Raw genomic sequence first — 12,010 nt, forward strand, 5'->3', positions numbered from 1 at the left:
CGCTGCGCTTATCAGGCCTACTTATCCCCCGTAGGCCGGATAAGGCGTTTTCGCCGCCCTCCGGCAGTGGAGTGTCTACCTGTACTGTTTTATTTACCTTAATGCCTGATGACACTGCGCTTATCAGGCCTACATAATCCCCTGTAGGCCGGATAAGGCGAAGCCGCCCTCCGGCAGTGGAGTGTCTACCTGTACTGTTTTATTTACCTTAATGCCTGATGACGCTGCGCTTATCAGGCCTATTTATCTTCCGTAGGCCGGATAAGGCGAAGCCGCCATCCGGCACCCGGTTTAACCGTAACGGAACTCCACACCGAAGGTACCGCGCGGGTATTCCCACTTCTCCAGCGCCGTATCGAGTCCCAGGATCCGACAGGTGCCGCACTCCAGACATCCGGCGTAATCAAAGCGCACGCTGCCATCATCCTGCTTTTTGTATAACCCGGCCGGACAGGCCTTGATCAACACCTCCAGCACCTGTTTGTCCGGTACCGCCTTCATGATGATGTGCGGATGCTCTTCATCGACATTGAATTTGTTGACGCCCAGTTTGACGTCCACGTTGACGGGAGAAGTCATAATACGGTCACTCCTTTAATGCCATCCTTCATCAGGTTGATGAAGCCCACCTTCTTCGCATGGCGCAGGATCTTCTTACGCATCGGCACCGGCGCACTGCCGTCGACGGTAAAGAGGTCGCGTGCGATACCGACGACCATTTCCGGATAACGGGTAAACATGCGCGGGTTATCGAGGAACGCGGGCAGCCGCTGGTACATGCGCATATCGCGCATCGGACCGTTGTCGAGATGCTGGCGATACTCCGCCAGCCCCTGACGGCTAAAGTCGTTGCTTTGCATGGCGGAGAGCACCGTTTTCGCCGCCGCTTCGCCAGCCGCCACCGCGAGATCCATCCCGCGAATCGTAAAGCCGAGGTTCATACACATGCCCGCCGCGTCGCCGGCAATCAGCACGCCGTCGCCCACCAGTTCAGGCTGCATGTTCATCCCTGCTTCCGGCACCACGTGCGCGGCGTACTCCACCAGCTTGCCACCCGCGATCAGCGGCGCAACCGCCGGATGCTGCTTGAAATCTTCCAGCATTTGCGGGACTGATTTTTTCGCCTCTTTCAGGTGATGAAGACCGCACACCAGCCCCAGTGACAGGGTGTTTTCGTTGGTATAGAGGAAGCCACCGCCCATCAGGCCATCCGTGGGCGATCCGGCGAACAGACAGGCCGCCCCTTCGTTACCCTGCAACTGGAAGCGATCTTCAATCACCGACTTCGGCAGTTCGATCAGCTCTTTCACACCGACCGCCACGTGCGCCGCCTCAACGCGTTTCGCCATCCCCAATTTTTCTGCCAGCAGGGAGTTGACGCCATCGGCGAGGATGACCACCCTGGATTCAATGATGTCGCCGTCCGCTTCCACGCCAACCACGTTGCCATCGCGCTGAACGACGTTATCCACGCGGATCCCGGTGATCAACTGCGCGCCAGCGTCTTCCGCCTGCGCCATCAGCCAGGCATCAAATTTACTGCGCAACACCGAATAAGAGACCTGCGACGGGTCCGCCTTTTCACCGTTGAGATAGTCCACGGTCATCGCCCCGTTATCGGTCATAAAAGCAAGCTTTTCGTGGGTGATGACCCGCTCAACAGGGGCCTGCTCAGCAAAGCCTGGAATAATGCGCTCCAGGCTGTGGGCGTAAATGCGCCCACCGGTAACATTCTTCGCGCCAGCGGAATTTCCGCGCTCGATAACCAACACCTGGGCCCCTTCACGGGCGAGCACCAGGGCCGCGACGGAACCGGCAAGCCCGGCGCCCACGATGATGGCATCAAAGATATCTTCGGACATACGTACTCCCTGCCTGAATGGATTAGCGTGCCAGTGCGGTCGTCAGCGCGGGCAGGATCTTCAGCGCGTCGCCGACAATGCCGTAATCCGCATACTGAAAGATCGGCGCATTTTTGTCTTTGTTGATGGCAAAAATGGTCTGCGCGCCGTTCGCCCCCACCATGTGCTGGATCTGCCCGGAGATCCCCACCGCCAGGTACAGTTCCGGTTTGAGCATCAGGTTCGAGATCCCGACGTAGCGCTCATGCTCCATCCACTTCTCGTTTTCGGCGACCGGGCGCGAACAAGCCAGTTCTGCGCCAATGGCCTGGCACAGCGCTTGCGCCAGTGAGATATTCTCTTTGCTGCCTATGCCGCGTCCGACGCTGACCACCAGTCGGGCTTTATCGAGATCGACGCTGTTACTCTGACGTGGTTGGGTGGCGGTGCGCGTGACGGTAATCTCCGGCGCCTGCCATGCCACGCCGTGCGTCTCGCCGCTGCGTGCGGCATCCAGCTGCAGCGCCTCAAAGGTGCCGCTGCTGAGCGTCAGTACCGCAAACGGCGTAGAGAGCGTCTCTTCACCCATCGCCAGACCGCCATACACCATATGTTTGACCGTCGCCCGGCCATCCTGCTGCGTTACCGCGCTGGCGTCATTAGAGACCGCTGCCGCAAGGCGATAGCCCAGTTTTGCCGCCAGCAGTTTGCCGCGACGCGTGTTAGGCAGCAGCACGAGGCCAGAATCGCTCTGCTGACGAACGGTCTGTGCCATCACGTGCGCATAGTCTTCCACCATGCGATCGTCCGGTTTGCCGCTCAGTTGCCAGACGTGATGCGCGCCCAACTGAATGGCGGTGGTCGCCTCGTCGGCGTTTTGCACAAATGCGTTAACCTGTTCACCTAAAACCTGCGCGCCGCTCATCAGTTCCGGCAGACGAGACGCGGTATCGCTGAATACCCAGACGCTGGAAAACTTGCTCATAACATCCCCTTCTTAATTAATGATTTTGCGCAGGCTATCGGCAAACGCAGCAATCTGATCTTCACCATCGCCTTCAATCACAATGCGCTGGCGCTCACGTTGTTTTGGCGCGGCCACCGTTTGTGTGGACCACGCGTCCCCGCCGCTGAAGCCAATATCGGCCGCTGACCAGACCTGAACCGGTTTTTTCGCCGCCCCCAGAATGGCTTTCATGGACGGAATTTGTGGGGAGTTAATGTCGGTGGAGACGGCCACGACCGCCGGAAGAGGGATGCTCAGCGTTTCGATTTCATCCTCCAGTTCACGTTCAACGGTCAGCGTGCTTTCCGTCAGGGAGAGGATTTTACTCACGCCGTTGATGGCGGGAATGTTCAGTGTTTCACCCACCAGCAGGCTGACCTGCTGCGCGTAGAGATCGGAAGAGCCATCGCCGCAAATCATCAGGTCAAATCCCGACTTTTGTGCGGCAGCGGCCAGCGCCGCAGCGGTCTGCTGTGGCAGCGCCTGCTCGAACTGGTCGTCAATGACCACCACCAGTTCGTCCGGACCGCGGGAGAGGACATCCTTACGCCCTTTTGCGTTGGTTAACGCTTTGCCTCCTACGCTCAGGGCAATCACCTGCGCATCGCTGGCCTGCTGTTTCAACTGACAGGCCGCTTCAATCGCGTTCAAATCGTACTGGCTGATTTTGCCATCTGCTTTGCTGAAATCTAATGAACCATCTGCGTGATTGACGACAATATCCTGTTCATCAGGTACACACTTGTAGCAAGTAATTATCTTCATTGCATCTCCAGATATCATGAAGGAAACGTATTTATATCGGCGGTGTTAAATACAGATATCACGCTCTTTAATTCGGAAATAAAACCATAATCACCAATATTGAAAATGTCACACACTGATATTCGCAACTTTCAATATTGTTAAGCGCCTCACCAATATTGAAACCCAGCGCCAAAAAGAAAGATTTTCAATATTGCCTGGCAGATCACCAATATTGAACGACAAACGATGTAAAACCGAACAATCACATCATTAACCTAATGATTTATATTTATTTTATTGTAATTTTGGCGCCAAAACGCCCCAACCCAGAAGTGTGACGAACGTTACAGAATGCCGCAAAATGAATACCCATTATGAGTTACTTGCCAACGCGTCCTGAGGTTAAACGGGTATCAACAAATATTTAATAAAAATAAACAAAAATAAAACAAACGGGAACGCTAAATAAATTTCGTTTTCAACCTGGAATTCACTCATGAAAAATGAAAAAAGAAAGTCTGGAATTGAGCCAAAGGTTTTTTTCCCGCCGCTAATAATAGTCGGGATACTTTGCTGGCTAACGGTACGCGATCTCGATGCCGCAAACGTCGTTATTAATGCCGTCTTCAGTTATGTCACCAATGTCTGGGGATGGGCATTTGAGTGGTATATGGTCATTATGCTCATCGGCTGGTTCTGGCTGGTGTTTGGCCCCTACGCGAAAAAGAAATTAGGTGACGAGAAACCGGAGTTCAGCACCGCCAGCTGGATTTTCATGATGTTCGCCTCCTGTACCTCAGCCGCCGTGCTGTTCTGGGGATCGATAGAGATTTACTACTACATCTCCACGCCGCCGTTCGCGCTGACGCCGGGCTCAACGCCGGCGAAAGAGATAGGTCTGGCCTACAGTCTGTTCCACTGGGGGCCGCTGCCGTGGGCAACGTACAGCTTCCTTTCCGTGGCCTTCGCCTACTTCTTCTTTGTACGCAAAATGGACGTTATTCGCCCAAGTTCAACATTGGTTCCACTGGTTGGCGAAAAACATGCGAAAGGGCTATTCGGCACTATCGTTGATAACTTCTACCTGGTGGCGCTGATCTTCGCGATGGGAACCAGCCTTGGGCTGGCGACACCGCTGGTGACCGAGTGCATGCAGTGGCTGTTTGGTATTCCGCACACCCTGGAACTTGACGCTATCATCATCACCTGCTGGATAATTCTGAACGCCATTTGCGTGGCCTGCGGCCTGCAAAAAGGGGTCAAAATCGCCAGCGACGTGCGCAGCTATTTGAGCTTCCTGATGCTCGGCTGGGTATTCATCGTCAGCGGTGCCAGCTTCATCATGAACTACTTCACCGACTCCGTCGGGATGCTGTTGATGTACCTGCCACGCATGCTGTTCTATACCGATGCCATCGGCAAAGGCGGTTTCCCGCAGGGCTGGACGGTCTTCTACTGGGCATGGTGGGTGATTTACGCCATCCAGATGAGTATCTTCCTGGCGCGTATCTCTCGCGGTCGTACCGTGCGCGAACTGTGCTTCGGCATGGTGTTGGGCCTGACGGCATCGACCTGGATCCTGTGGACAGTGCTGGGCAGTAACACCCTGCTGCTGATGGATAAAAACATCATCAACATTCCGCAACTGATTGCCGATCACGGCGTGCCGCGCGCAATTATCGAAACCTGGGCCGCCCTGCCGCTCAGCACCGCCACGATGTGGGGATTCTTTATCCTCTGCTTTATTGCCACCGTCACATTGATCAACGCCTGTTCTTACACCCTGGCGATGTCGACCTGTCGTGAAGTTCGCGATGGTGAAGAGCCGCCGCTGCTGGTGCGTATCGGCTGGTCCGTGCTGGTCGGCGTGATTGGCATCGTGCTGCTGGCGCTCGGCGGCCTGAAGCCGATACAAACCGCGATTATCGCCGGGGGCTGCCCGCTGTTCTTCGTCAACATTATGGTGACGCTCTCCTTTATCAAAGACGCCAAAGTGCACTGGAAAGATAAATAAACCTAATTACCCCATGACATAGAGGTTAGAAGATGGATTTCAATTTCAATGATGAGCAGGAACTGTTTGTCGCCGGTATTCGTGAACTGATGGCCAGTGAGAACTGGGAAGCCTATTTTGCCGAGTGCGATCGCGACAGCGTGTATCCGGAGCGTTTCGTGAAAGCGCTGGCGGATATGGGCATCGATAGCCTGCTGATCCCGGAAGAACATGGCGGCCTGGAAGCCGGATTCGTCACCGTGGCTGCCGTCTGGATGGAGTTGGGACGCCTCGGCGCACCTACCTACGTGCTGTACCAGTTGCCGGGCGGTTTTAATACCTTCCTGCGCGAAGGCACCCAGGAGCAGATCGATAAAATCATGGCGTTCCAGGGAACGGGGAAACAAATGTGGAACTCCGCCATCACCGAACCGGGAGCGGGATCGGATGTTGGGAGTTTGAAAACCACTTATACCCGCAAAAATGGTAAGGTTTATCTTAATGGTAGTAAGTGTTTTATCACCAGTAGCGCCTACACCCCTTATATCGTGGTCATGGCAAGAGACGGCGCTTCCCCGGATAAACCCATCTATACCGAATGGTTTGTCGACATGAGTAAACCCGGCATCAAGGTCAACAAACTTGAGAAGTTGGGTCTGCGCATGGACAGCTGCTGTGAAATCAACTTTGACGATGTCGAGCTGGACGAAAAAGACATGTTCGGTCGGGAAGGTAACGGCTTTAACCGCGTAAAAGAAGAGTTCGACCACGAACGTTTCCTCGTCGCCCTCACCAACTACGGTACGGCAATGTGCGCCTTTGAAGATGCCGCGCGCTACGCCAACCAGCGCGTGCAGTTTGGTGAAACCATCGGTCGTTTCCAGTTGATCCAGGAGAAATTCGCCCATATGGCGATCAAATTAAACTCCATGAAAAACATGCTGCTGGAAGCGGCGTGGAAAGCAGACAACGGCACCATCACCTCGGGTGATGCGGCGATGTGCAAATACTTCTGCGCCAATGCCGCGTTTGACGTAGTGGACACTGCCATGCAGGTTCTTGGCGGCGTGGGGATTGCGGGCAACCACCGTATCACCCGCTTCTGGCGTGACCTGCGCGTTGACCGCGTATCCGGTGGCTCTGACGAAATGCAGATCCTGACGCTCGGCCGTGCCGTACTGAAGCAATACCGTTAAGACAGCGACATGCCCGGTGACGCTGCGCTTACCGGGCCCATGTTTTGTAGGCCGGATAAGGCGTTTACGCCGCCATCCGGCGTCGATTGCCTGATGGCGACCCTTGCGTCTTATCAGGCCTACAAATTATTCAGGAGTATTTTATGGATCGTCTACCAATGCCGGCTTTTGGGCCGCTTGCCGGGCTACGGGTGGTTTTCTCCGGGATCGAAATCGCCGGGCCGTTCGCCGGACAGATGTTTGCCGAATGGGGCGCTGAAGTTATCTGGATCGAAAACGTCGCCTGGGCCGATACCATCCGCGTTCAGCCAAACTATCCGCAATTGTCGCGGCGTAATCTGCACGCGCTCTCGCTGAATATTTTTAAAGATGAAGGTCGGGAAGCGTTTCTGAAGCTGATGGAAACCACCGATATCTTCATTGAGGCCAGTAAAGGGCCGGCATTTGCCCGTCGGGGAATTACCGATGACGTCCTGTGGCAACATAACCCGAAACTGGTTATCGCTCACCTGTCCGGCTTCGGCCAGTACGGTACTGAGGAGTACACCAACCTTCCGGCCTATAACACCATTGCTCAGGCCTTCAGCGGCTATCTGATCCAAAACGGCGACGTCGACCAGCCCATGCCCGCATTCCCCTACACCGCCGACTACTTCTCTGGCATGACGGCCACCACAGCCGCGCTGGCGGCATTGCATAAGGTGCGGGAAACCGGCAAAGGCGAAAGTATCGATGTCGCAATGTACGAAGTGATGCTGCGCATGGGTCAGTACTTCATGATGGATTACTTCAACGGCGGCGAAATTTGCCCACGTATGACCAAAGGTAAAGACCCCTACTACGCCGGCTGTGGGCTGTATAAATGCGCCGACGGCTACATCGTGATGGAGCTGGTCGGGATTACGCAGGTCACCGAATGCTTTAAAGACATCGGCCTGGCCCACATTCTCGGTACGCCGGAAGTGCCGGAAGGAACACAGTTAATTCATCGCGTCGAGTGTCCGTACGGACCGCTGGTCGAAGAGAAACTGGATGCGTGGCTGGGCGTACACACCATCGCGGAAGTCCAGGCGCGTTTCGCTGAGCTGAACATCGCCTGCGCCAAAGTGCTGACCATTCCTGAACTGGAAGGCAATCCGCAGTACGTTGCCCGCGAATCCATCACCCAGTGGCAAACGATGGATGGCCGCACCTGCAAAGGGCCAAACATCATGCCGAAATTCAAAAACAACCCGGGGAAAATCTGGCGTGGCATGCCGTCGCATGGCATGGATACGGCCGCCATTCTGAAAAATATCGGTTACAACGACGCAGACATTAAGGAACTGGTCAGTAAAGGTCTGGCCAAGGTTGAGAACTAAACGCGACGCGCTGACCGGGCAGTCTGGTTAGCGCATCGCCAGTGAAGATGGACAGGAGTGCAATGGATATCGTTGGCGGACAACACCTACGTCAGATGTGGGACGACCTGGCCGGGGTATATGGCAGTAAAACGGCGTTGATTTGCGAATCCAGTGAAGGGGTCGTGCGCCAGTACAGCTACGCCTCGCTTAACGAGGAAATCAATCGGACGGCAAACCTTTTCCACGCGTTGGGCATTCGCAAAGGCGATAAGGTTGCCCTGCATCTGGATAACTGCCCGGAGTTTTTCTTTTGCTGGTTCGGGCTGGCAAAAATTGGCGCGGTCATGGTGCCAATTAATGCCCGCCTGCTGCGCGACGAAAGCACGTGGATCCTGCAAAACAGCGAGGTTCAGCTGCTGGTGACCAGCGCGGCTTTTTATCCGATGTATCGCCAGATTCAACAGGAAAACGCAACGCTGCTTAACCATATCTGCCTGATTGGCGAGGCGTTACCTGTGGCTGACGGCGTAAGCCATTTTACGCCGTTGAAGGACCAGCAGCCGACGACATTGCGCGATACCCCAGCGTTGTCCACGGACGACATGGCCGAAATCCTGTTTACCTCCGGCACCACCTCCCGACCTAAGGGGGTGGTGATCACCCACTACAACCTGCGTTTTGCCGGCTACTACTCGTCATGGCAATGCGCCCTGCGAGATGACGACGTTTACCTGACGGTGATGCCTGCGTTTCACATCGACTGCCAGTGCACTGCCGCCATGGCCGCCTTTTCGGCAGGCGCAACCTTTGTGCTGATTGAGAAGTACAGCGCCCGCGCCTTTTGGGGACAGATACGTAAATACCGTGCGACCGTCACGGAATGTATTCCGATGATGATCAGAACGCTGATGGTTCAACCCGCCTCGCCGCTGGACAAAGAGCACCGCTTACGGGAAGTGATGTACTATCTCAATCTGTCGGTGCAGGAAAAAGACGCGTTTCTTGAGCGCTTCGGGGTGCGTCTGTTGACCTCGTACGGCATGACGGAAACCATCGTCGGCATCATCGGCGATCGCCCCGGCGATAAGCGACGCTGGCCCTCCATCGGACGTCCCGGTTTTTGTTACGAAGCGGAAATTCGCGATGAGCAGAACCGCGCGCTGCCCGCAGGTGAAATCGGGGAAATCTGCATCAAGGGCGTGCCGGGTAAAACGATTTTCAAAGAGTACTACGGCAAACCAGACGCGACGGCCAAAACGCTTGAACCAACCGGCTGGCTGCATACCGGTGATTCCGGCTATCGCGATGAGGACGGTTTTTTCTATTTCGTCGACCGTCGCTGCAACATGATTAAGCGCGGAGGGGAAAACGTCTCCTGCGTAGAGCTGGAAAATATTATTTCAGCACATCCTAAAATTCAGGACATTGTCGTTATCGGAATTAAAGATTCAATTCGCGATGAGGCAATAAAAGCTTTTGTGGTACTCAACGAAGGTGAAACGCTCAGTGAAGAGGAATTTTTCAGCTTCTGTGAAAAAAATATGGCGAAATTTAAAGTCCCTTCAATTATGGAGATTAGAACCGACCTGCCGCGAAATTGTTCAGGAAAAATAATCAAAAAAAATCTGAAATAACCCTACAGGCAGGAATAGCCCTGCCAGACATCCTATTTTTGGAGATGAACCATGAGTGAATCTTTACATTTAACCCGCAATGGGCCGATTCTGGAAATTATGCTGGACAGGCCAAAAGCGAATGCCATTGATGCAAAAACCAGTTTTCAAATGGGCGAGGTTTTTCTTAATTTCCGTGACGATCCCGAGCTGCGCGTGGCGATCGTCACGGGCGCAGGTGAAAAATTCTTTTCCGCCGGCTGGGATTTAAAAGCCGCCGCGGAAGGTGAAGCGCCGGACGCAGATTTTGGCCCTGGTGGATTCGCTGGTCTGACCGAAATATTCAATCTCGACAAACCGGTGATCGCCGCCGTCAATGGCTATGCCTTCGGCGGTGGTTTTGAACTGGCGCTGGCGGCAGACTTTATTGTTTGTGCCGATAACGCCAGTTTTGCGCTCCCTGAAGCCAAACTTGGCATCGTACCGGACAGCGGCGGCGTTCTGCGCCTGCCGAAAATATTGCCCCCGGCAATCGTCAACGAAATGGTCATGACCGGCAGACGCATGAATGCGCAAGAAGCTCAGCGCTGGGGGATAGTCAACCGCGTGGTCAGCCAGCAAGAGCTGATGGCCAGCGCACGTGAACTGGCACAACAGCTGGTGAACAGCGCCCCGCTGGCGATCGCCGCACTGAAAGAGATTTACCGCGCAACCAGTGAAATGCCGGTGGAAGAGGCTTATCGCTTCATCCGCAGCGGCGTGCTGAAGCACTATCCTTCCGTGCTGCATTCTGAAGATGCGTTCGAAGGGCCGTTGGCGTTTGCTGAAAAACGCGATCCGGTCTGGAAGGGACGGTAATGCCTGATGGCGCTGCGCTTATCAGGCCTACGCCGCCCATATGTTCACACCGCCATCCGGCAAAATATACGCAGCCCTGTAGGCCGGATAAGGCGTTCACACCGCCATCCGGCAAAATATACGCTGTCCTGTAGGCCGGATAAGGCGTTCACGCCGCCATCCGGCAAAACATACGCGGCCCTGTAGGCCGGATAAGGCGTTCACACCGCCATCCGACAAAACATACGCGGCCCTGTAGGCCGGATAAGGCGTTCACGACGCCATCCGGCAAAATATACGCTGCCCTGTAGGCCGGATAAGGCGTTTACGCCGCCATCCGGCAAAAAACAATTGAGGTATGTCGATGAGTTGCTACGCCTTTGAAGGCTTAATTCCCGTGGTCCATCCCGAGGCGTATGTGCATCCCAGCGCGGTACTGATTGGCGATGTGATCGTGGGGGCTGGCGTTTACGTCGGCCCGCTCGCCTCGCTGCGCGGTGACTATGGCCGCTTGATCCTCGAAGCGGGTTCCAACCTCCAGGACGGTTGCATCATGCATGGCTACTGCGATACGGACACGGTGGTACGTGAGAACGGACACATCGGACACGGCGCCATCCTGCACGGCTGTGTGATTGGCCGGGACGCGCTGGTTGGAATGAACAGCGTAATCATGGACGGTGCGATGATCGGTGACGAAAGCATTGTCGCCGCCATGAGCTTCGTCAAAGCCGGATTTACCGGTGCCGCGCGGCAGTTGCTGGTCGGCACGCCGGCCCGCGTCGTTCGTGACGTCAGCGAACAGGAACTGTACTGGAAACGGCTGAATACGCAGGAATATCAGGATCTCGCCGTGCGCTGTCGGGCATCGCTACGGGAAACGTCGCCGTTAACGGCGGTGGAAGCAAACCGACCGCGCCTGAAGGGCACGACCGAGGTGAAGCCCAAATCGGCAATGTAATCATGCCGGATGGCACTGCGCCATCCGGCAAACAAAAGATTACCGACGCATACTTTTTGACAGCATCATCTGCCATTTCTGCTCGCGGTTCAGTTCTGACGGCGGCACCGCCGACATCCGCGGCGATTTGTTGACCATCTTCTCCTGCGCGCTATGCCCCAGACGAGCATACAGTTGCGGATCAATGTGTGTCACTCTGACCAGTCGCTGGCACTGACATCCACGACCTTCCAGTTGATTAGGGATAGTCTTAGTCTCGCAATTAATTTCCCCGACCTCAGCGAGAATATAAGAGACGGTATTGATCGCTTTGCAGTGATCCATATTAAAGTGCTTCGCAATCTCTTTCGCACTCACCCAACGCTTTTCTGCCATCACCCAATCAGCGATCAACAGGTAAAGCGGTTTTTCAACATATTCTTCACACATAAGCACACCATTTCACAAATTAAAAATCTTGCTATGCCCTGTCC

General features: G+C 54.9%; 11 protein-coding genes. 6 read left to right on the plus strand and 5 right to left on the minus strand.

The window, feature by feature from the left end:
* Window positions 1-291 precede the first annotated feature (291 nt).
* Genes fixX through OGY35_RS04345 form a run of 4 tightly spaced genes read right to left on the minus strand, consistent with a single transcriptional unit; the run spans window position 292 to window position 3,612 of the window.
* Window positions 292-579 carry a ferredoxin-like protein FixX gene (gene fixX / locus OGY35_RS04330; protein WP_152405908.1) on the minus strand — a complete coding sequence of 96 codons (288 nt, stop codon included), beginning with the start codon at window positions 577-579 and terminating at the stop codon, window positions 292-294.
* Window positions 576-1,862 (minus strand): FAD-dependent oxidoreductase, encoded by a 1,287-nt coding sequence (locus OGY35_RS04335; RefSeq protein ID WP_286631510.1) that lies wholly within the window; start codon window positions 1,860-1,862, stop codon window positions 576-578. The genes fixX and OGY35_RS04335 overlap by 4 nt, the downstream gene beginning before the upstream one ends.
* Window positions 1,863-1,884: 22 nt before the next feature.
* A complete protein-coding gene (locus tag OGY35_RS04340; protein ID WP_286631511.1) occupies window positions 1,885-2,826 on the minus strand; it encodes an electron transfer flavoprotein subunit alpha/FixB family protein in 942 nt (313 codons plus the stop codon).
* Between the two features lie 12 nt (window positions 2,827-2,838).
* Window positions 2,839-3,612, minus strand: coding sequence for an electron transfer flavoprotein FixA (locus OGY35_RS04345; RefSeq protein WP_286631512.1), 774 nt, complete (start codon window positions 3,610-3,612; stop codon window positions 2,839-2,841).
* A 478-nt stretch (window positions 3,613-4,090) separates the two neighbouring features.
* Between OGY35_RS04345 and caiT the strand changes: the two genes are divergently transcribed.
* The 6 genes from caiT (at window position 4,091) to caiE (ending at window position 11,537) form a co-directional block, all read left to right on the plus strand.
* On the plus strand, window positions 4,091-5,608 hold the full coding sequence (gene caiT, locus OGY35_RS04350) for an L-carnitine/gamma-butyrobetaine antiporter (RefSeq protein ID WP_152405912.1): 1,518 nt from the start codon (window positions 4,091-4,093) through the stop codon (window positions 5,606-5,608).
* A gap of 32 nt (window positions 5,609-5,640) precedes the next feature.
* Window positions 5,641-6,783: a crotonobetainyl-CoA dehydrogenase gene (gene caiA / locus OGY35_RS04355; protein ID WP_152405913.1), complete on the plus strand. Its 1,143-nt coding sequence runs from the start codon at window positions 5,641-5,643 to the stop codon at window positions 6,781-6,783.
* Window positions 6,784-6,926: 143 nt separating this feature from the next.
* Window positions 6,927-8,144: an L-carnitine CoA-transferase gene (caiB, locus tag OGY35_RS04360; RefSeq protein WP_286631513.1), complete on the plus strand. Its 1,218-nt coding sequence runs from the start codon at window positions 6,927-6,929 to the stop codon at window positions 8,142-8,144.
* A 62-nt stretch (window positions 8,145-8,206) separates the two neighbouring features.
* Window positions 8,207-9,760, plus strand: a complete 1,554-nt coding sequence (caiC, locus tag OGY35_RS04365) for a crotonobetaine/carnitine-CoA ligase (RefSeq protein WP_286631514.1) — start codon at window positions 8,207-8,209, stop codon at window positions 9,758-9,760.
* A gap of 51 nt (window positions 9,761-9,811) precedes the next feature.
* A complete protein-coding gene (caiD, locus tag OGY35_RS04370) occupies window positions 9,812-10,597 on the plus strand; it encodes a crotonobetainyl-CoA hydratase (RefSeq protein ID WP_286631515.1) in 786 nt (261 codons plus the stop codon).
* Window positions 10,598-10,940: 343 nt separating this feature from the next.
* Entirely contained in the window at window positions 10,941-11,537 is a 597-nt protein-coding gene (caiE, locus tag OGY35_RS04375; RefSeq protein WP_286631516.1) for a carnitine operon protein CaiE, read from the plus strand.
* Window positions 11,538-11,576: 39 nt separating this feature from the next.
* Here the strand turns inward: caiE and caiF are convergent, their stop codons facing one another.
* Window positions 11,577-11,966 carry a carnitine metabolism transcriptional regulator CaiF gene (gene caiF, locus OGY35_RS04380; RefSeq protein WP_152405918.1) on the minus strand — a complete coding sequence of 130 codons (390 nt, stop codon included), beginning with the start codon at window positions 11,964-11,966 and terminating at the stop codon, window positions 11,577-11,579.
* Window positions 11,967-12,010 lie beyond the last annotated feature (44 nt).

The organism is Citrobacter sp. Ct235 (genome assembly GCF_030332305.1).
In the GTDB taxonomy this organism is placed as follows: Bacteria; Pseudomonadota; Gammaproteobacteria; order Enterobacterales; family Enterobacteriaceae; genus Citrobacter_A; species Citrobacter_A telavivensis.

What these genes read in the sequence shown, in the direction of transcription:
- OGY35_RS04340 (WP_286631511.1), bottom strand. Translation starts at nt 2,826, where the DNA reads ATGAGCAAGTTTTCCAGCGTCTGGGTATTCAGCGATACCGCGTCTCGT.
- fixX (WP_152405908.1), bottom strand. Translation starts at nt 579, where the DNA reads ATGACTTCTCCCGTCAACGTGGACGTCAAACTGGGCGTCAACAAATTC.
- OGY35_RS04335 (WP_286631510.1), bottom strand. Translation starts at nt 1,862, where the DNA reads ATGTCCGAAGATATCTTTGATGCCATCATCGTGGGCGCCGGGCTTGCC.
- caiE (WP_286631516.1), top strand. Translation starts at nt 10,941, where the DNA reads ATGAGTTGCTACGCCTTTGAAGGCTTAATTCCCGTGGTCCATCCCGAG.
- caiT (WP_152405912.1), top strand. Translation starts at nt 4,091, where the DNA reads ATGAAAAATGAAAAAAGAAAGTCTGGAATTGAGCCAAAGGTTTTTTTC.
- caiC (WP_286631514.1), top strand. Translation starts at nt 8,207, where the DNA reads ATGGATATCGTTGGCGGACAACACCTACGTCAGATGTGGGACGACCTG.
- caiD (WP_286631515.1), top strand. Translation starts at nt 9,812, where the DNA reads ATGAGTGAATCTTTACATTTAACCCGCAATGGGCCGATTCTGGAAATT.
- caiA (WP_152405913.1), top strand. Translation starts at nt 5,641, where the DNA reads ATGGATTTCAATTTCAATGATGAGCAGGAACTGTTTGTCGCCGGTATT.
- caiF (WP_152405918.1), bottom strand. Translation starts at nt 11,966, where the DNA reads ATGTGTGAAGAATATGTTGAAAAACCGCTTTACCTGTTGATCGCTGAT.
- OGY35_RS04345 (WP_286631512.1), bottom strand. Translation starts at nt 3,612, where the DNA reads ATGAAGATAATTACTTGCTACAAGTGTGTACCTGATGAACAGGATATT.
- caiB (WP_286631513.1), top strand. Translation starts at nt 6,927, where the DNA reads ATGGATCGTCTACCAATGCCGGCTTTTGGGCCGCTTGCCGGGCTACGG.